16 protein-coding genes are annotated in these 19,826 nt (G+C 65.6%); 9 read left to right on the top strand and 7 right to left on the bottom strand.

Annotation, left to right across the window (positions count from 1 at the left end):
- Positions 1 to 423: 423 nt before the first annotated feature.
- Positions 424 to 1,539, bottom strand: a complete 1,116-nt coding sequence (locus tag ACE10X_RS28970; RefSeq protein WP_375763213.1) for a calcium-binding protein — start codon at positions 1,537 to 1,539, stop codon at positions 424 to 426.
- Positions 1,540 to 2,202: 663 nt separating this feature from the next.
- On the opposite strand from ACE10X_RS28970, the gene ACE10X_RS28965 reads away from it, so the two are divergent.
- On the top strand, positions 2,203 to 2,427 hold the full coding sequence (locus ACE10X_RS28965; protein WP_038385559.1) for a hypothetical protein: 225 nt from the start codon (positions 2,203 to 2,205) through the stop codon (positions 2,425 to 2,427).
- A gap of 67 nt (positions 2,428 to 2,494) precedes the next feature.
- On the opposite strand, the gene ACE10X_RS28960 is transcribed toward ACE10X_RS28965, so the two are convergent.
- On the bottom strand, positions 2,495 to 3,196 hold the full coding sequence (locus ACE10X_RS28960) for a fumarylacetoacetate hydrolase family protein (protein ID WP_028341609.1): 702 nt from the start codon (positions 3,194 to 3,196) through the stop codon (positions 2,495 to 2,497).
- 153 nt (positions 3,197 to 3,349) lie between these two features.
- Here ACE10X_RS28960 and ACE10X_RS28955 point away from each other — a divergent pair, with 153 nt between their 5' ends.
- The gene (locus ACE10X_RS28955; protein ID WP_375763212.1) at positions 3,350 to 4,528 is read left to right on the top strand and encodes a dipeptidase; all 1,179 of its coding nucleotides are present in this window, start codon (positions 3,350 to 3,352) and stop codon (positions 4,526 to 4,528) included.
- 6 nt (positions 4,529 to 4,534) lie between these two features.
- On the opposite strand, the gene ACE10X_RS28950 is transcribed toward ACE10X_RS28955, so the two are convergent.
- Positions 4,535 to 6,346: an ABC transporter ATP-binding protein gene (locus ACE10X_RS28950; RefSeq protein WP_375763211.1), complete on the bottom strand. Its 1,812-nt coding sequence runs from the start codon at positions 6,344 to 6,346 to the stop codon at positions 4,535 to 4,537.
- A 109-nt stretch (positions 6,347 to 6,455) separates the two neighbouring features.
- Positions 6,456 to 7,469: a UDP-glucose 4-epimerase GalE gene (gene galE, locus ACE10X_RS28945; protein WP_375763210.1), complete on the bottom strand. Its 1,014-nt coding sequence runs from the start codon at positions 7,467 to 7,469 to the stop codon at positions 6,456 to 6,458.
- A gap of 137 nt (positions 7,470 to 7,606) precedes the next feature.
- Between galE and ACE10X_RS28940 the strand changes: the two genes are divergently transcribed.
- A complete protein-coding gene (locus tag ACE10X_RS28940) occupies positions 7,607 to 8,647 on the top strand; it encodes a glycosyltransferase family 4 protein (RefSeq protein WP_038385568.1) in 1,041 nt (346 codons plus the stop codon).
- Here the strand turns inward: ACE10X_RS28940 and waaF are convergent.
- The gene (waaF, locus tag ACE10X_RS28935) at positions 8,629 to 9,693 is read right to left on the bottom strand and encodes a lipopolysaccharide heptosyltransferase II (protein WP_038385555.1); all 1,065 of its coding nucleotides are present in this window, start codon (positions 9,691 to 9,693) and stop codon (positions 8,629 to 8,631) included. The genes ACE10X_RS28940 and waaF overlap by 19 nt on opposite strands.
- A gap of 135 nt (positions 9,694 to 9,828) precedes the next feature.
- On the opposite strand from waaF, the gene rfaD reads away from it, so the two are divergent.
- From rfaD to ACE10X_RS28905, 6 genes are all read left to right on the top strand, one after another.
- Complete coding sequence (gene rfaD / locus ACE10X_RS28930; protein WP_038385554.1) at positions 9,829 to 10,809, top strand: ADP-glyceromanno-heptose 6-epimerase; 981 nt, start codon at positions 9,829 to 9,831, stop codon at positions 10,807 to 10,809.
- An 18-nt stretch (positions 10,810 to 10,827) separates the two neighbouring features.
- On the top strand, positions 10,828 to 12,300 hold the full coding sequence (rfaE1, locus tag ACE10X_RS28925) for a D-glycero-beta-D-manno-heptose-7-phosphate kinase (RefSeq protein WP_038385553.1): 1,473 nt from the start codon (positions 10,828 to 10,830) through the stop codon (positions 12,298 to 12,300).
- Between the two features lie 8 nt (positions 12,301 to 12,308).
- On the top strand, positions 12,309 to 13,589 hold the full coding sequence (locus tag ACE10X_RS28920) for an O-antigen ligase (protein ID WP_038385552.1): 1,281 nt from the start codon (positions 12,309 to 12,311) through the stop codon (positions 13,587 to 13,589).
- 84 nt (positions 13,590 to 13,673) lie between these two features.
- Positions 13,674 to 15,587: an SDR family NAD(P)-dependent oxidoreductase gene (locus ACE10X_RS28915; RefSeq protein WP_375763209.1), complete on the top strand. Its 1,914-nt coding sequence runs from the start codon at positions 13,674 to 13,676 to the stop codon at positions 15,585 to 15,587.
- 48 nt (positions 15,588 to 15,635) lie between these two features.
- Complete coding sequence (locus ACE10X_RS28910) at positions 15,636 to 16,850, top strand: glycosyltransferase family 4 protein (RefSeq protein ID WP_304557749.1); 1,215 nt, start codon at positions 15,636 to 15,638, stop codon at positions 16,848 to 16,850.
- Complete coding sequence (locus ACE10X_RS28905) at positions 16,847 to 17,788, top strand: NAD-dependent epimerase/dehydratase family protein (protein WP_375763208.1); 942 nt, start codon at positions 16,847 to 16,849, stop codon at positions 17,786 to 17,788. The genes ACE10X_RS28910 and ACE10X_RS28905 overlap by 4 nt, the downstream gene beginning before the upstream one ends.
- Before the next feature lie 5 nt (positions 17,789 to 17,793).
- On the opposite strand, the gene ACE10X_RS28900 is transcribed toward ACE10X_RS28905, so the two are convergent.
- Together ACE10X_RS28900 and ACE10X_RS28895 are read right to left on the bottom strand one after the other, a co-directional pair.
- Positions 17,794 to 18,804, bottom strand: a complete 1,011-nt coding sequence (locus ACE10X_RS28900) for a glycosyl transferase (RefSeq protein ID WP_375763207.1) — start codon at positions 18,802 to 18,804, stop codon at positions 17,794 to 17,796.
- 10 nt (positions 18,805 to 18,814) lie between these two features.
- Positions 18,815 to 19,801 carry a lysylphosphatidylglycerol synthase transmembrane domain-containing protein gene (locus ACE10X_RS28895; protein WP_038385544.1) on the bottom strand — a complete coding sequence of 329 codons (987 nt, stop codon included), beginning with the start codon at positions 19,799 to 19,801 and terminating at the stop codon, positions 18,815 to 18,817.
- Positions 19,802 to 19,826: the final 25 nt, after the last annotated feature.

Genomic DNA, 19,826 nt, shown 5'->3' with positions numbered 1-19,826 from the left:
ATGTCGTCGCCGGAACATCGGCGGCGCGCGGCTGGCGATGGCCGACCGGCGCCGACCACGGCCTGCTCGCGGTTTCGTTTGACGCGTAGGCGCGCGGCTGCTGGGCCGCCGCCTAAGCGAAACAAGCTGTCACCATTGCCGGGCACATAATCGCAACCGAGCCAAGTCGTAAGGCGGGTCGTCGAAGACTGTCGACGTCGAGGATGGAAAGCGCGGCGTCAAGGTAAGCGGATTGACCGAGACGCAAATCGATCTGATCGTCTAATTCGCCGTGCGGTGCATTCGAGGCAGCCCGACTAAAAGCGCAGAGCCTGATTCAGGTGGCCGCGCGCAGCGCGCCTCGACCTTGGGCCGACCGTCAAGACGGTCGGCCCTTCCTTTCGGCAATGGCTCTTGGCGACGCGCCGCTTGACCGAAACGCAGCTACAGGCTGAAATTCGCCGCTGTGACCGAGCCCGCAGTCGCGCCGTTTAGCCAGACCGCAGTGTCGCTGTCGACTTGAATGACGAAGTAAGCGCCGTTTTGATAGGAGTGCGACAGCACGTCGGAGAACGAACTGAAGCCACTGTCATGGAGCTGCACGGTGTCCGTGGTTGAGTTAAAGTCCTGAATCACTGTGACACTCGGCACAGCGTTGGAGACGAAGGTGTTGTTGCCGCCACCGCCAAAATAGTAGTTCACGCCAGAGCCGCCGTCGAAATAGTCGTTGCCGGCACCACCGATTAGAACGTCAACGCCGTCGCCGCCGTACATGGTGTCGTTGCCATTGCCGCCGTAGCAATAGTCGTTGCCGGCTAGCCCGTATAAGACATCGTTGCCGTCGTCGCCGATCATCACCGCGCGGCCGTTGGCGACGATGACATCGTTGCCAGCTCCGCCGTAGGCGGTACTGCCATCGCCGACGCTCATGTAGATCCAGTCGTCGCCGGCATCGCCAATCTGCAGATCGATCCCCTCATTTCCGCTCAGCGTATCGTTGCCGTTACCCCCGTATGCTGTGTCGTTGCCAATGCCTCCGAACAGTACATCGTTATTGTCGCCACCAAAGAGCAGGTCGTTGCCGTCCTCTCCAACCAGAATGTCGTTGCCGCCGCCGCCGTAGAGACCCGGCGCCACAGAGACGCCGGAGGCTACTAAGATGTTCGGCCCGCTGTCGTTGCCCTCGCCGCCATAAATCGTATCACTGCCAGCCGAGCCATATAGAGCGTCGCGCCCGACACCCCCGTCAATGTAATGGAACTGGGTTGTCAGCGTGCCGCCATCCTGAATATAGTCGTCACCGTTGCCGCCATACTCATACGACATGCTGACGGTGTTGCCGCCCTGAATCCAGTCGTTGCCACCGCCACCATACATCTCGCCGTAGGCCATGCTGCTCCATTGCGCCGTTAAGAGATCGTCGCCCTGGCCGCCGTCCCAATAATCGTAGCCGGCAATGCTGCTTGCCATTGTGTCGTTCCCTTGACCGCCATAAAGCGCGTCATAACCGGCGGAAGAGAGGACGCTGTTATCGGTGCTATCGCCGTAGAATGCGGTCATCGGAACCATTCCTTTCTAGGCACGCAAATGGGCTCACGAGCTGCTGGAACCCTTTCAAGCTAGGCGGCGGAGCGCCGTTGTTTTCCCATTTTAGCTCCATATCCGCCGCGGCGACTTTATCGGGAAAACGTGGCAGGGCAGATGCCATCCCGGATTACTCCAAAGTCTCTCTGTTCGGGTTTCCCTTTTGATGTCTCAGCCGCCGTGGAAGGCCTGGTACAAACTCGCGCAACGGCGAGCCTTGCGCCTGCGCATCTTCCCGCGCGATCTCTACACAAGCCAGCGCAGGGCATGCGGCAGAATTCAGTCGAATACGGTGCTGCTAGCCTACGACCAAGTCATTCCACATCGAGGTGACGAACGTCTGTTCTGGGATGACCGCAATCTGCAGACGGTATCCAAATCGTGCTACGACAGCGTCGAGTAGGCCGAGGAGCAAGCGAGCTGCACACGGGCGTCTGGGATTGAGGGGCAGGGTGGGCATTTCGTCGGGCCCTCCGCGTACAGGAGCACTGCGGTCGCTCTGGTATTCCCCGCTCCATCTGATGTGATCGGGCGCTCGCGGTGCGGTGATCGCGTGTGATGAAATAATTTCTAGGCGCGCGCGGTCCTGATCACAGGAGCCGAGCTAGGTCGGCTTCACCCACCGTACGGAGAAATCCCATGACCAAATTGACCCTCGCAGCGCTTGCGCTGGTTGCGGCAGCCGCCTGTTCGACGCAGGCGTCCGCCGCCGGCAACAACGCTGCGGTGCGGCGCGCCAATGCTTCGATGACGACAACGACGGTCAGCAGCAAGACCACCGATTGCGTGCGCGCGCCGAAGGTTGGATCGTTCGCGACCGCCCCCTTCAACGAGCCGCCCTGCATGCCCGGCACGATGCGCTGACCGCGCACAGCAAAAAGCCCCGGACCTGAGGTCCGGGGCTTTGGGCCTGGCCTCGTTCCTGAGGCGGTTATTCCGGCTTGCCGATCGTCACCGCGAGCTTGCCGACGCCGTCGACGCCGCATTCGAGCTTGTCGCCCACCTGCAGCTGCGAGACGCCGGCGGGCGTGCCGGTCATGATGATGTCGCCGGCGGCGAGCTTCACCTGCTGCGAGAGCTGCCAGATGATTTCAGGCACGTTCCAGATCAGCTCGGTGAGGTCGCCCTTCTGCGCTTCCTTGCCGTTGACGGTGAGCCAGATCTTGCCCGCGGTCGGGTGGCCGATCTTCGCGGCCGGCTGGATCGCCGAGCAGGGCGCGGAATAGTCGAACGACTTGCCGATCTCCCAGGGCCGCTCCTTCTTGCGCGAGGCGATCTGCAGGTCGCGGCGGGTCAGGTCGATGCCGACGGCGTAGCCGTAGACATGCTCGAGCGCCTTGTCGGCGGGAATGTTCAGCCCGCCGCTCTTCATCGCCACCACCAGCTCGACCTCGTGATGCAGGTCCTTGGTCAGCGGCGGATAGGGGATGGTCGCGCCATCGGGCACCAGCATGTCGGCATGCTTGCCGAAGAAGAACGGCGGCGCGCGCTCGTCATTGCCCATCTCCCTGATATGCTCGAGATAGTTGCGGCCAACGCACCAGATGCGGCGGACCGGATAGGTGCCGGATTCGCCGACGACGGGAAGCGAGGGCTGCGGGGGAAGCGGAATGACGGTGGATGCGGCGTTCATGAACGGGTCCCGGAGGGTTGAAGGAGGGAGCGCGGGCGGTATTTACGCGCTTACGCCGCTCAGGGCTAGTGGCCGCGGCTGCATCCGGCGCAGAGGTGAGGCCAGCTTTCCGCCGAGCGCGGCCGCCTTTGGTCGACCAAGGCGGTGCTGCCCATGAGGAAATGGCTTTCGATCGGCCTGGTGCTGATCGTCGTGGCCCTGATCGCCGCCGCCGTTCGGTTTTTCACGGTCGTCCCGGAGCGGATCGATCGGGCGCAGAACAGGGTCCAGCGCGTGGCGCTGGATATCACGCCCGCCGCAACGGCCCTGCAGGCGACGCTCGACGTGGCGGACATGCATGCGGACAGCCTCTTGTGGAAGCGTGACCTGATCGCGCGATCCGATCGCGGCCATATCGATCTGCCGCGCCTGATCGAGGGACACTACGCGCTGCAGGTGTTCTCGTCGGTCACCAAGTCACCCAAGGGCCAGAACTATGAGGCCAACGGCGCCGACACCGACACCATCACGAACCTCGCCATCATCGATCTGCAGCCGCCGCGGACGTGGTTCTCGTTGCTGCAGCGCTCGCTGTGGCATGCCGAGAAATTGCGGAGCTTCGCCGAGCAGTCCGCCGGGCGGCTGCGCCTGATCGCGACGCCGGCCGACCTCGATCGCCTGCTCGCCGACCGCAAGAGCGGCGCGACGGTGGTTGGCGGCATGCTGTCGATCGAGGGTTTGCAGGACATCGAGGGCAATATCGCCAATCTCGACGTGCTCTACGCCGCCGGATTCAGAATGGCCGGTCTCGCGCACTTCTTCGACAATGATGTCGCTGGCTCGATGCATGGCGTCGCGAAGGGCGGCCTGACGCCGCTCGGCCGGCAGGTGGTGCAGCGGATGGAGGCGATGGGCATGATCGTCGACCTCGCGCATGCGAGCCACGCGGCGGTCGCCGAGGTGCTGGCGATGGCGACGCGCCCCGTGGTCTCAAGCCATGGCGGCGTTCAGGCGACCTGCAAGGTCAACCGCAACCTCACCGACGACGAAGTCCGGGGTGTCGCGCGGACCGGCGGCGTGGTCGGTATCGGTTTCTGGCAAGGCGCGGTCTGCTCGCTCGATCCGAGCAATGTGGCGCGGACGATTGCCCATGTCCGCGACCTGGTCGGGATCGACCATGTCGGCCTCGGCTCGGATTTCGACGGCTCGACCACGACGAGCTTCGATGCCGGCGAGATCGTCGCCGTGACCCAGGCGCTGATGTCGCGCGGGTTCTCGGAGGACGACATCCGCAAGGTCATGGGCGGCAACGTGCTGCGCGTGCTCCGCGCAGGCATTGCCCCGAGAGGATAGGAGGCCCTAGCCCGTGGCGCTGATCGGCGCCAGCGCCAGCGGCGACGGGTCATGGTGATGCTGCAGGCGGAAGAACGAGGCGTAGCGGCCGCCGCGGCGCAGCAACTCCTCGTGCCGACCGCGCTCGACGATCTCGCCGCCCTCGACCACCAGGATCGCATCGGCATGCATGATGGTGTGCAGGCGGTGCGCGATCACGATCGTGGTGCGGCCCTGGCAGAGATGCTCGATCGCTTCCTGCACCTGCTTCTCGGACTCCGAGTCGAGCGCGGCGGTGGCCTCGTCGAGCAGGATGATCGGCGCGTTCTTGATCAGCGCGCGGGCGACCGCGATGCGCTGGCGCTGCCCGCCGGACAGTTGGGTGCCGTGCTCGCCGACCGGCGTGTCATAGCCGAGCGGGAAGCTCATGATGAAGTCGTGCGCGCAGGCGGCCTTGGCGGCGTCGACGATCTCTTGCTCGGTGGCGCCCTGCTTGCCGAAGGCGATGTTGGCACGGATGGTATCGCGGAACAGATAGACGTCCTGCCCGACATAGGCGGTCTGCTGCCGCAGCGACTTGCGCGACACCGACGAGATCGGCTGTCCGTCGATCAGGATGTCGCCCTCGCGCGTCTCGTAGAAGCGCAGCAGCAAGGCCAGCACGGTCGATTTGCCGCCGCCGGAGGGGCCGACCAGCGCGGTCACCTTGCCGGGCTCGGCCACAAAGCTCATGCGGTTCAGCACCGGCTCGCCGGGCCGATAGGCGAAGCTGGCGTCGCGCAGTTCGATCCGCGCGTCGGAGAGTTTCAGCGCCGGCTTGTCGTCATCGGTCTGTTCGCTCGCCGGGCTGTCGACCACCTCGAGCAGCATCCGCGCGCCGACCAGCTGGCTGTTGAGGTCGATGTTGAGCCGCGCCAGCCGCTTGGCCGGCTCGGTCGCCATCAGGAAGGCGGTCAGGAACGTGAAGAACTGGCCCGGCGTGGAGCCGAGCGCCACCACGCTGTAGCCGCCATACATCAGGCAGCCGGCGACCGCGAAGCCGCCGAGCATCTCCATCAGCGGATTGGAACGGTTGGCGACGCGCGCCATCTTGTTGGCATTGCTCTCGACGGTTGCGATGTGCTCGTCGATCCGCCGCTGCATGGTGCCTTCCAGCGTGAACGCCTTCACGGTGCGGATGCCCTGCAGCGATTCCTGCATCGTCTCCATGATGTCGGCGGTGCCGGTGAACTGGTTGTAGGCGAGCCCCTTGATCCGCTTCACCAGCCTGCGCAGCATGAGCATCGCCGGCGGCACTGCCACGAGCCCGATGAACGACATCAGCGGGTCCTGCCAGACCATGACGGCGACCATGCTGATCAGCATCAGGAAGTCGCGGCCGATCGCATTGACCAGCATGTTGAGTACGTCGGTGATCGACTTGGCGCCGGCGGTCAGCCGCGCCAGGAATTCCGACGAGTGCCGCTGCGAGAAGAAGCCGATGCTCTCGCTCATCAGCTTGACGAAGAGTTGCCGCTGGTTGCTGGCGAGGATGGCGTTGGAGATCTTGTTCAGGATCACCATGTGGCCGTAGGTCGCCACGCCCTTGATGAACAGCAGCACCACCGTGATCCCGGCGAACATCGCGATGCCGGGGATGTTCTTATCGACATAGGCCTGGTTGATCACCTGGCCGAGCACGTAGGTGGCGCCGGCCGTCGAGCCGGCCGCAACGGCCATCAGGGCGAACGCCATCAGATAGCGGCGCCAATAGGTAATCCCTTGTTCCGTGACCAGGCGGCGAATCAGGATCGCCGCGCCATAGGGATCGTCGGTAATTTTCTTTGGAAACTGGGCCATCCGCGTTCCATTGACGGCGGGCAGCGCCGGCCGTCAGGGTTGCGGGACCTCCTTGCCCGCTTGGCGGGGCTTTTTCAAGCACAATAACTGCTTGATAACGGTTTGTTTTTTAGGCCGATTCCGCCTGTCGCGCGGAGCCGGCGCGCTCCCGGAACAGCTTCTCCTCCCAGGCCAGTGCGTGGCTCGCGATGGTCTCGAGATCGTCGAAGCGCGGCGTCCAGTCGAGCAGCGAGCGGATCCTTGTCGTGTCGGCCACCATGGTCATGATGTCGCCGGGCCGGCGCGCGGCGTAGGCGACCGCGAAGTTGCGCATCGAGACCCGGCGCACCGCCTCGATGGTTTCGAGCACGGAATAGCCGCGGCCATAACCGCAATTCATCGTCACCGATTGCCCGCCGGCGCGCAGATAGGACAGCGCCGAGCGATGCGCCTCGACCAGGTCGCTGACATGGATGAAGTCCCTGATGCAGCTGCCGTCCTGGGTCGGATAGTCGGTGCCGAACACGTCGATCTTGGCGCGCTGGCCGGTTGCGGCCTCGACCGCGATCTTGAGCAGATGGGTGGCGCCGATGGTGGCCAGGCCGACGCGGCCCTTCGGGTCGGCGCCGGCGACGTTGAAGTAGCGCAGCACGGCGTAGCTCATGCCATGAGCGGACGCGACGTCGTGCAGCATGATCTCGGTCATCAGCTTCGACGAGCCGTAGGGCGACAGCGGACGGGTCGGTGCGATCTCCGGCACCGGCACCTGGTCCGGGTTGCCGTAGACGGCCGCGGTCGAGGAGAAGATGAAGCGGCTGACGCCGCCTTTCACCGCGGCGTTGAGCAGGCTGCGCGTCGTCATGGTGTTGTTGCGGTAGTAGCCGAGCGGATCGCGCATCGAGTCCGGCACCACGACGGAGCCCGCGAAATGGATGATGCTGTCGATGCCGTGCTGGGCGATCACGCCCTCGACGAGGTTCTCGTCACCGGCGTCACCGATGAACAGCGGAACGCCTTCGGGCAGGAACGCGGAGAAGCCGGTGGAGAGATTGTCGATCACGACGACGCTCTCGCCGGCATCGACCAGCGCATGAACCATGTGACTTCCGATATAGCCGGCACCGCCGGTCACGAGCACGGTCATGGATAGAGCTCTCCCGATATTCTTAACTGATGATGCTAGCGGGAGTGCGGTGAAGAGGGGGTTTCGCCGCGGCCGAACTGGCCACTATGCTTAATGTTGCGTATAGGAACTGGCACGAAACGGAGACTTGCGTGCCGATCGAGAACACACCTGCCGGCGAGCTCGAGCTCATCGTGCCCAATCTGCACCGACGCTATTCGGGTGTCACCGCGACCAACCGCATGGTCGCGCCGAAACTTGCAAAGATGCTTCGCTCAGGTTGGCTTGGCTCGCATCGGCCCGACGGCATCGACGCGATCGGATTTGCCGATCTCCTGCACCTGTGGCGGCGCGCGCGGCCCGTGATCTGGCATGCGCGGCGCAACGACGAGATGATCGTCGGGCTTGTGCTGCGCGCGCTTGGTTGGCCGCTGAAACTGATCTTTACCTCGGCGGCGCAGCGCCATCACACCTGGCTGACGCGCTGGCTGATCCGCAACATGGATGCGATCATCGCCACCAGTCCGCTGTCGGCCTCCTATCTGAAGCGCGACGCGACGGTGGTGATGCACGGCGTCGACACCGATCGCTATGCGCCGCCCGCCGATCGCGCGGCAGCCTTCGCCGAGATCGGACTGCCGGGACGCCATGCGATCGGCTGCTTCGGGCGGGTGCGCGCGCAGAAGGGCAGCGACGTCTTTGTCGAGGCGATGTGCAGGCTGCTGCCGCGCTATCCCGATTTCACCGCCGTCATCGTCGGCGCCGTGGTGCCGGAGCAGTTGGCCTTTGCCAACGAGCTGAAGCGGAAGATCGAGGCCGCCGGCCTGCAATCGCGCATCGTCATCACGGGCGAACTGCCGATCGAGGATGTCGTGCGCTGGTACCAGCGGCTGACGATCTACGCCTTCACCTCGCGCAATGAAGGTTTCGGCCTGACCCTGATCGAGGCGATGTCGGCGGGCGCGGCGCTGGTGGCGGCGCGCGCGGGCGCGGCCGAGTTCGTGGTCGAGGACGGCGTCACCGGCGTGCTGACGCCACCCGGCGACGCCGACGCGCTGGTGGCCGCGCTGGAGCCGTTGATGCGCGATCCGGCAGCGGCCGCGGCGATGGGGGCGCGGGCGCGCCAACGAGTTGTGGATAAGTTCAGCCTCGATGCGGAAGCGGGCGCGATCGCCAATGTCTATCGCGCGCTGACCTGAGCCAGCACGCGCTGCGCAATCTCCACGACCTCTTCGGGGGCGATGTCGCGCATGCAGCGATGGTCGTTCATGGTGCAGACCGTGCGCTGGCACGGCTGGCACGACAACTTGCTTTTGGTCTGCAGCACCGTCGCGGCGAGGCCGTTGAGGGGCGCCCAGAGATAAGGATCGGTCGGGCCGAAGATGCCCATGGTCGGCGTGCCGATTGCAGCGGCGATGTGCATCAGCCCGGAGTCGTTGGTCACAGCGACGCTGGCCGCGGCCATCGCAAGGATGCCGCTGCGCAGATCGGTGCCGGTGAGGTCGCGGACCCGCGCGCCGCCGACTGCTGTGATCTCCTGCGCCAGCGTCTTCTCGCCGGGGCCGCCGACCACCCAGACGTCGAAACCATGTTCCGCGAACAGCCGCGCGGCCTCCGGATAATAGGTCCAGCGTTTCGAGACGCCGACCGAGCCGGGTCCGAGCGCGATGGCGGGCCCGCGGCCGAGGCCGTTGGCCTGCCGCCAGCGTTCGATGTCGTCCGCGGGAACCCGGAGCTGCGGCACCGGCCATTCCGGCGGGCGGGCGGCGCCGTCAGGCAGCGCCAGGATCGCGTTCTTGTCGATGAAGCGCGGCTGCCGCTTTTCGCCCCATCGCATCGCGTTGATCAGGCCGAACCGCGCCTCGCCAAAGAAGCCGACCCGTTCCGGGATGCCCGCCAGCGCTGGCGCGAGGGCGGCCTTCCAGGTCCGCGGCAGCACCAGCGCGGTGGCGTAGTTCCGGCTGCGAAGCTCGGCTGCGAGGGCCTGCTGCTGGGCCAGCGCCAGCCGGCTGCGCGGCAGGTCGAACACGATCCCGGCGCGAACATCGGGCATATAATCGACCAGAGGGGCGCAAAGCCGGGATGTCAGAAGGTCGATCGGCCGGTTCGGCCAGCGCTTGCTGAGCACCCTGACCACGGTGTGGCCGCGCACGAAATCGCCGATCCAAACATAGGGCACGACGAGGATAGGTCTGATATCCTCGGTGTCCTGTGTCTCGATATCAGATATTGAATCAATATTCATTTCTAAATAGGCCAGGACCGATCGGGCGCGGCCAAGTCGGTAACCGGTTCGCGATGAGAGGTAAAGCCGTCGTTGCCTGCGACGCGGGAGTGGGGCAAAGCTGATGGCTGCAAAGGAATCTGGCGGGATTTCATCATGTTTCTGGTAACCGGGGGCGCCGGTTTTATCGGATCGAACGTCGTGGCCGCGTTGAACGACGCCGGGCACAGCGACGTTGCGGTCTGTGACGTGCTTGGGCAGGACGGCAAGTGGCGGAACCTGGCCAAGCGCCAGCTTGCCGATGTCGTTCCGCCGGCCGAGCTTGGCGACTGGCTGAAGGGGCGGCGGCTCACCGCCGTGATCCATCTCGGCGCCATCTCCGAGACCACGGCAACCGACGGCGATCTCGTGATCGAGACCAATTTCCGTCTCTCGATGCGGCTGCTCGACTGGTGCACGGCAAATGCCACGCCGTTCATCTATGCCTCCTCGGCCGCGACCTATGGCGACGGCGAACGTGGGTTTGACGACGACGCGTCGGTCGAGGCGCTGAAGCGGCTGCGGCCGATGAACCTGTACGGCTGGAGCAAGAACCTGTTCGACCTTGCGGTCGCCGAGCGCGCGGCGAAGGGCGAGCGTCTGCCGCCGCAATGGGCCGGGCTGAAATTTTTCAACGTGTTCGGCCCCAACGAATATCACAAGGGCCCGATGATGAGCGTGCTGGCGCGCCGCTTCGACGACATCAAGGCGGGCCGCGTCGTGCAGCTGTTCAAGTCGCATCGCGAGGGCATCGCCGACGGCGATCAGCGCCGCGACTTCATCTATGTCGACGACGTCGTGCGGGTGATGATGTGGCTGATCGCGACGCCGCGGGTCTCCGGGCTGTTCAATGTCGGTACCGGCAAGGCGCGCAGCTTCAAGGACCTGATCGTCTCGGCCTATGGCGCGCTCGGGCTGGAGCCGAACATCCAGTATGTCGACATGCCCGAGCAGATTCGCGGCAGCTACCAGTACTTCACCCAGAGCGTCGTCGATCGTCTCGGGCGCGCCGGATACAATGGCGGTTTCACCCGCCTGGAAGACGCAGTCGGGGCCTATGTGACGGGCTTTCTCGACCGAGCGGATCGCTATCGCTAGTGCGGATGACGGTGACTGATGTTCGATTTTGAAGCGATCTCGCGTGCAATGTCCGGCCAGACCGTGCTCTGCGTCGGCGATCTCATGCTCGACGAGTTCGTCTATGGCGAGGTGTCGCGAATCTCGCCGGAGGCGCCGGCGCCGGTGATCGCGGTCAGGCGCAGCGAGACCAATATCGGCGGCGCCGGCAACGTCGCGCGCAACATCGCCGCGCTTGGCGGGCGCTGCATCTTCGTCGGCCTGATCGGCGAGGACGCCGCCGGCGCGGTGCTGGCGGAGGCGCTGGCGAAGGAGGCCGCTATCGAGGCCGTGCTGGTGCGCGACGCCGCGCGTCCGACCACGCGCAAGGTGCGCTTCGTCTCCGAGCAATTCTCGACCCACATGCTGCGCTCCGACTGGGAGCTCGCCGCGCCGGCCGCGCCGGCCATCGAGCAGCAGCTGATCGACGCGATCCTGCCGCGTCTTGCGCGGGCCGACATCGTGCTGCTGTCGGACTACGCCAAGGGCGTGCTCACCGCGCGCGTGATCCGCAACGTGATCGACGCGGCGCGCCAGGCGCAAAAGCGCGTCATCGTCGACCCCAAGAGCGCCAATCTCGCGATCTATCGCGGCGCGACCGTGCTGACGCCGAACCGCAAGGAATTCGCCGAGGCGACCCGCAGCCGCGCCGACAGCCAGGACAGCATCGCGCAGGCCGCGCCCGATGCGATGTATCTCGCGGATTGCGAGGCGATGCTGGTGACGCAGGGCGAGCGCGGCATGACGCTGGTGACGCGGGGCGGCGAGTCGATCCATGTGCCGGCGCTGCCGGTCAAGGTGCGCGACGTCTCCGGCGCTGGCGATACCGTTGCCGCGGCGCTGGCGCTGGCGCTGGCGGGTGGCGCCGATTGGGAAGGCGCGCTGCGGATCGCGAGCGCGGCGGCGGCGGTTGCGGTCGGCAAGACCGGCACCGCGATCGTCAAGTCCGCCGAATTGCGCCGAAGGATCCTGCCGCACGCTTCGCTGGCGGCCGAGGAGAAGATCGTCCCGGCCGGCGGCGACATCGATGCACATCTTGAGGAGTGGCGCCGGCAGGATCTGCGCATCGGCTTCACCAATGGCTGCTTCGACATTCTGCATCCCGGCCACGTCAAGGTGCTGACCGCCGCGCGCGGCGCCTGTGACCGCCTGGTCGTCGGGCTGAACAGCGACACCTCGGTGAAGCGGCTGAAGGGCGAGGGACGTCCGGTGCAGGACGAGCGCGCCCGCGCCGAGGTGCTGGCGGCGCTGGAAGCCGTCGACCTCGTCGCGATCTTCGAGGAGGACACGCCGATCAATCTGATCACGCAGGTGCGGCCGAGCGTGCTGGTCAAGGGCGGCGACTATACCCGCGAGCAGGTGGTCGGCCACGAGATCGTCGAAGCCGCCGGCGGCGAGGTGGTGCTGGTCGAGATCCTGGCCGGCCACAGCACGACGTCGTTGGTTGCACGGGCGCGCGAGGGCAAGGCGTGAGCGCAAGCATGGCATCCCCGGCAGGTGCCGCGGCGTGTCCGGCCTGGCGCGATCCGGCGCGCTGGCAGACCGCGACCGACGTGGTCGCGGTCCTGATTGCGCTGTCGCTGCCGTGGTCGACCTCGCTGGTCGGCATCTTCGGCGTGGTGCTGCTGATCGCGATTGCGCCGACGGTCGATCTGAAGGCGTTCTGGGCGCTGCTGAAGCGGCCGATCTGCCTGGCGCCGATCGCGTTGTTTTGCCTCGCGCTTGTCGGCACGCTCTGGTCGGACGCGGCCTGGGGCGCGCGATTCTACGCGGTCGGGCCGACCGCAAAGCTCCTCGTGCTTCCGGTCCTGCTCTATCATTTCCAGCGGTCGGCCCGCGGGACTTGGGTGTTTGTCGCCTTCCTGGTCTCCTGCACGCTGTTGATGCTGATGTCCTGGCTGGTGCTGGCCTATCCGCACCTCGCGCTGAGGGCGCCCGCCCCTGGCGAGCAGGGCGTCTTCGTCAAGAACTACATCGACCAGAGCCAGGAATTCACGTTGTGCGCGGTCGCTCTGGCCTATCCGATCGTGATGCTGCTGCGGACCAAGCGCATCCTGCCGGCCATGTTGCTGATCGTGATTGCGCTCAGCCTGTTCGCCAACATGGCGATGGTCGTGGTTTCGCGCACTGCATTGGTGACGGTTCCGATCATGTTCGCGGTCTTTGCGCTGCTCCATCTGCGCTGGCGCAGCATCGTCCTGATCCTTTGCGCGGCCGCCGCGTTAGCCGTGGTGGCGTGGTACGGCTCGCCGCAATTGCGCTCGACGGCGGAGTCGTTCGAGCGCGACTACAAGCTCTACATGGAGCGCAACGAGCCGACGTCGCTCGGCTTGCGGCTCGAATTCTGGCGCAAGTCGCTCGGCTTCTTCGCCGAGGCTCCGGTGATCGGCCATGGCACCGGCGCGACGCGGGGCCTGTTCGAGCGCGTCGCAAAGGGTGGCGTGACCCAGGCTTCCGGCGAAGTGATCGGAAACCCCCACAATCAAACGTTGAACGTCGCCGTGCAGTGGGGCATTCTGGGTGTAGCGATACTGTACGCGATGTGGCTCCTGCACCTTTTGCTGTTCCGCGGCGACGGTCTCGTCGACTGGATCGGGCTTCTCGTCGTGGTACAGAATATTTCTAGTTCGTTGTTTAATTCACACATCTTCGACTTTCATGAGGGCTGGATGTATGTGCTGGGCGTCGGAGTTGCGGGCGGCATGGCGTTGAAGGGGCAATTGGGGGCCGATATGGAACCCGAACCTCCTGCTCGTCCATGATCGCTGGCAAGGGCTCTGCAGATACGCTATCAGCCTGCCAATGTCCCATCGCGAACTCCCAGTTGCCGGCAACCCGTCCGTTAGATGACGCGCCTTTCACAATTCACCCTGCGCAATTTCCTGATTTTGGTGCATGACGCGCTCGCGACGACGTTTGCGTTGCTGGGGAGCTTCTATCTGCGTTTCGAGGGCAGCCTCCTTACCGATCGACTGCCGCATCTGCTGTTCATCCTGCCCTGGTTCGTGCTGTTCAGCGTTTTCGTCACCTATTTCTCCAATCTGACCACGGCGAAATGGCGCTTCACTTCGCTGCCGGACGCGGTGAATATCCTGCGGGTTGCAGCCGTGCTGACGCTGGCACTGGTCGTGCTGGACTACGTCTACTTCTTCACCGGCACGAATTCGCAAAGCCCGGTGTTCCTCGGCCGGGTCACGATCATCCTGTTCTTCTTCCTCGAGGTGTTCGCGCTGAGCGCGTTGCGCCTCGGCTACCGCTATTTCCGTTATTCGCGCACGCGGCTGCATGCCCGATCCGACAATGCCGCGCCCGCGCTGCTGGTCGGACGTACGGCCGACGCCGAAGTCGTGCTGCGCGGCATCGAGAATGGCGCCATCAAGCGGCTGTGGCCGGTCGGCGTGCTCTCGCCGTCGGACGCGGACCGCGGCCAGATGATCCGCAACATTCCCGTGGTCGGCGGCGTCGACGACATCGAGGCCGTGATTCGGGACTTCGAGAGCCGCCAGCGGCCGATCAAGCGCGTGGTCATGATGCCCTCGGCCTTCGAGCCGGAAGCGCATCCGGAAAGCGTGCTGATGCGCGCCAGGCGGCTCGGCGTGATGGTCAGTCGGCTGCCGTCGCTGGAGGGCGGCGATACGCCACGGCTCACCAATGTCGCGGTCGAAGATCTGCTGCTGCGCCCGAGCCAGAAGATCGACTACGCGCGGCTCGAGACGCTGGTGAGGGGCAAGTCCGTCATCGTGACCGGCGGCGGCGGCTCGATCGGCGCCGAAATCTGCGAACGGGTCGCGACCTTCGGCGCGGCGCGCCTCCTGGTCGTGGAGAACTCGGAGCCGGCGCTCTATGCAGTCACCGAGGCGTTGTCCGCGCGCGACTCCGGTCCCGAGATCGAGGGCCGGATCGCCGATATCCGGGATCGCGAGCGCATCACGCGGCTGATGAGCGAGTTCAAGCCCGACATCGTGTTCCATGCCGCGGCGCTCAAGCACGTGCCGATCCTGGAGCGCGACTGGAGCGAAGGGGTCAAGACCAACATCTTCGGGTCGGTGAACGTGGCCGACGCCGCGCATGCCGCGGGCGCGAGCGCGATGGTGATGATCTCGACCGACAAGGCGATCGAGCCGGTGTCGATGCTGGGCCTGACCAAGCGCTTCGCCGAGATGTATTGTCAGGCGCTGGATCATGACCTGATGACCGAGGCAAGGGGCAAGCCGCACATGCGGCTGATCTCGGTGCGGTTCGGCAATGTGCTGGCGTCCAATGGATCGGTGGTGCCGAAATTCAAGGCGCAGATCGAGGCCGGCGGACCGATCACGGTGACCCATCCGGACATGGTTCGCTACTTCATGACGATCCGCGAGGCCTGCGATCTCGTGATCACCGCAGCGACGCACGCCGTGACGCCGGCGCGGCCCGACGTCTCGGTCTATGTGCTGAACATGGGGCAACCGGTGAAGATCGTCGATCTCGCCGAGCGGATGATCCGTCTGTCGGGCCTGCAACCCGGCGTCGACGTCGAGATCGTGTTCAGCGGCATCCGTCCCGGCGAGCGGCTCAACGAGATCCTGTTCGCAAGCCAGGAGCCGACGCTCGAGATCGGCGTCGCCGGCGTCATGGCGGCCAAGCCGAACCAGCCTCCGATGTCGACGCTGCGCAAGTGGCTCGCGGCGCTGGAGGATGCGATCGAGAGAGATGACCGTGTGACCATCCGCGCCGTCCTTCAGGACGCCGTGCCCGAGTTCGGATCGAATGCCGCCTGACCGCGCCGTTCTGCGGACGCCGAGACAGGACCGTTTCGAAAGCCATTGATGCGTAGTTCTCGAAAAGTCGTGGTCGTCAGCCAGCACTATCCGCCGGACCACAGCACGACCGCCGCGATCATGTCTGCGATCGCCGAACGGATCGCGCAGGAGTCGGAGGTGATGGTGGTCTCCGGGATGCCGGGCTCGGCGCGGGCGCCGGCGCCCGGGCGGCCCACCGTCGTCGAGATCAGGAACTGGCTGCCGGGAAAGGCGGCGCTGATCAAGCGCGCGCTGGCCGAGGCGCTGTTCACCGGCCGGATCTTTTTTGCGCTGTTGTCGCGCCTGAAGCGGGGCGACGTGGCGCTGACGGTGACCGCTCCCTTCGCACTGCCCTATGCGGTTGCCGCCGCGGCAAGGTTGAAGGGGGCCAAGTCGGCGCTGATTCTGCACGACCTGTTTCCCGATGTGCTCGTGATGGCCGGGCTGCTGCGGCCGTCCTCGCTGGTCGCGCGGGCGATGCGCGCGATCAACGCGCTGATGTTCCGGGCCCTGAACACTGTCATCGTGATCGGCCGCGACGCCGAGAAGCTGCTGCTGCGATATGGCGGCATGACTCAGGACAAGATCAGGTTCATCCCGAACTGGGCCACGCTCGACCCCGGCAACCGTCCCGTCAGCCCCGACAATCCGTTTCGCAAGGCCATCGCCGCCCGCTTCGTCGTCGGGCTGTCCGGCAATCTCGGCTTCACCCACGATCCGGACATCGTGTTCGAGGCCGCGCGGCTGCTGCGTGACGAAGGCGAGATCCATTTCCTGCTCTCGGGATGGGGCATCGGCTTCGCGCGGCTCAAGGAGCTGCAGGCCACCGCGCGGCTTGCCAACGTCACGCTGGTCGAGCGCGTCGCGGACAGCGAACTCGATGCGCTGCTCTCCAGCGCGGACGTCTGGCTCATTCCCTATCGCAAGGACGTCGCCGGCGTGTCGGTGCCGAGCCGGTTCTACAATCTGCTCGCGGCCGGCCGGCCCGTCATTCTCGTCTCCGAGCCCGAGGCCGAGGCCGCGCTCACCGTCAGCGAAAACCGGCTGGGCTGGGTCGTCACGCCGGGAAGGCCCGATCAACTCGCCGATGCCATCCGCCTGGCGTCGCGATCGCAGGACGCCGCGATGGCCGAGCGCGCAGTCGCGACCGCGCGGACCTTCAGTCCGGAGCGGGCGCTGGCGAGCTATGCTGCGCTGGTCCAGGAGCTGCTATCCAATCGCGATGTGGAGCGGACGGTATGAATGACGGTCGCCAGATGGTTCTGGTGACGGGCGCCAGCGGCTTTGTCGGCCGCCACGTGGTGCCCGTATTGGCGCGCAACGGCTGGGTGGTGCGACGCGCGGTGCGAACGGCGCCGCAGGATGCGAACGACGTGACGATCGGCTCGCTCAGCCCGGTCACCGATTGGAGCGCCGCGCTCGATGGCGTGGACGCCGTTGTTCATCTTGCGGCCCGCGTTCACCAGCAGTCCGACGAACAGGCGATAGAGCTCTATCGCAACGTCAATATCGAGGGCACGCTGCATCTGGCGCGTTGCGCGGCCGCCGCCGGCGTGCGCGATTTCATCTTCGTCAGCACGATCCTGGTACATGGCCGCAGCAATTACGGGCGTCCTCCGTTTCGCGAGGACGATGTCCTGACACCGCGCGGCCTCTACGGAAACTCGAAGGCGGCCGCCGAGGTTGGCTTGAAGGAAATTGTGCCGGGCAGCGGCATGAGGGTGACCGTCATCAGGCCGCCACTGATCTACGGCGCCGGCGCCAAGGGAAATTTCGCGTTGCTCAAGCGTGCCGTGATCAATCGCATGCCGCTACCGCTCGCCTATGTGAAGAATCGCCGCGCGTTCGTGTCGGCGGAAAACCTTGCGTCGTTCATCTTGCATCGGTTGTCGCACCCGGGAAGCGATTTCGACGTGTTCCTGGTGGCTGACCGCGAGCAGGTCTCGACGCGGGAATTCGTCGAGCGCCTGGCCCGGGCGGCGGATACCTCGCCGCGTCTGTTCTGGCTGCCGGCGCCGCTGTTGAAGCTGGTGCTCGAGATCAGCGGCCGCAAGGAAGCCTATGACAGCCTGTTCGCCTCGCTCGAACTTGATCTTTCCAAGATCGCGGGCACCGGATGGCAGCAGCCGATCAGCCTCGACGAAGGGCTGCGGCGCGCGCTGCGTCAAACGGATGGCTGAGGCGATCAGATCGGTCGCGAGAACCGCCGCAGCTGCCCGGCGACGGCGACCGCACCGGCCAGCAGCAGCGCGATGTCTGCGGTGAGCGAATTGAGGGCGACCGAGATGAATGCGAGCAGCGCCAGCACCGCGTTCAGCGCAAACACCTCGCCGACGACGCGCCACACCGTGAACCCGTTGTCGGTCGCGCGCTGGTAGAAGTGCGAGCGATGCGCGGCCCAGAACGGCTCGCGCCGCGCCATGCGGCGAAACAGCGTGACCGTCGCGTCCGTCAAATAGTACAGCGGCAGCAGCAGCGCGGCGGCGAACTGCCGATGCAGGGCGAGCTCGAGCAGGCACCAGCCGAGCAGCAAGCCGATCGGCAGGCTGCCGACATCGCCGAGGAATATCCTTGCGACCGGTCGGTTGAACGGCGCGAAGCCGAGCAGCGCGCCGCACAGCGCTGCCGCGACCAGCGCGGGAGCTGCGGGGACATAGCCGAAGCTGCCGAGCAGGGCGATCGCCACGGTGATCGGCACGGCCTCGGCCGCGGTCATCAGGTCGAGCCCGTCCATGAAGTTGACGAGGTTCACGAACCAGAGGCCGGCGATCAGCAGCAGGCCGCGTTCGAGCCAGAGCGGGCCGGCCGGAACCAGCCTGAGACCGTCAGGCGCGGAAAACACCACGGCCGCAACGGCGGCGGCCTGCAGCAACAGCCGCGGGACGACGGGCAGCGAGCGGATGTCGTCGGCAAAGCCCACCACCGCGATGAACAGGCAGGCCGCGAAGACGATGAAGGGAATTGTCAGGTCCGGCGATCCGGCCAGGACGATGACGATCCCGCCCGCCAGCAGCGTCGCCGCCGTGACCGCGATGCCGGCACCCTGCGGCGTTGGAATACGGTGCGACGAGCGCGCATTCGGCTTCGCCAGTGCCACACGCAGCAGCAGCGGCCGCGTCGCCTGGATCAGGACAGCCGAGATCGACGCAGCCAGAACCGCTGCGATCAATGACAGGAGGATTTCGAACGCGCTCATGATGGTCCGGCTATTGCGATCCCGGGACGCGCGATTGCGATCCCGGGACTTCGATCGGCTCTGTGCCCTTGGCGGCCTTTTCCGGGCTCAGGATCCACACCAGGCCGCCAAACACGCCAACCACGAACGATACCGCGCCGAACAACAGCGAGATGTTGACGCCCTCATTGGCGATCAATCCGGCGTAGCCGAAGGCCAGCGCCATCGTGGCCTCGCGCACGCCCCAGCCCGCGATCGAGATCGGCATCATCGTGATCAGCATCACCGGCGGCAACAACTGGAAGATCTGGCCGAAGGTGACGGGGGCGGTGATCGACTTCACCACGCACCAGGCGATCACGACGGTCACCACGTGAATGGCGATCGAGAGGGTTGCGACCCTCAATCCGTGCTTGCGGCTGAACAGCACCCGGTTCGCGATCACAGCGCAGGCGTGGATGTGATGCGTCGCCCACCATTGCTTCAGCCAGGCCCACGGCAGCACGCCGATCAGCAGGAAGCCAAATCCGGCCGCGAGTGCGGCGAGGTCGAGAAGCAGCAACGCCATCCAGCCGTGGGAATCGGAAATCAGCCGATAGCTCCAGGGCAGGGTGGCGGCGATGACGACGGCGAGGGCGATCAGTCCGATCGCGCGATCGACGAAAATCGAATAGGTGGCTGCGCGCCAGCCCGCACCGGCGCGCGCGACGAGCCAAAGCCGGACCGCGTCGCCGCCGATCGAGGACGGCAGTGTCTGGTTGAAGAAGGTGCCGATCACATTGAAGCGCATGGCCTGACCGGTCTCCAGCGGGGCGCCGCACTCCACGCTGATCTCCCGCCAGCGCAACACGCCGAGAAAGATCTGCAGGAACGTGACCGCGATCGCGAGCCCGAGCCAGCCCAGGCTCTCGACCTGGATACGGGAGGCAAGGTCGTACAGATTGACCTTGCGCAGCGAGAAATAGAGCAGCGCGGCCGAGATCAGGATCTTGACGGTCGAAAGCAGGATTCGGCGCATTTCCGTTCGCGCTGCCAGGTTTCAG

Source organism: Bradyrhizobium sp. Pha-3 (assembly GCF_042258325.1).
GTDB lineage: Bacteria > Pseudomonadota > Alphaproteobacteria > Rhizobiales > Xanthobacteraceae > Bradyrhizobium > Bradyrhizobium elkanii.
The sequence above is the reverse complement of the archived record's forward strand: the minus strand, read 5'-3'. Positions and strand labels throughout refer to the sequence as shown.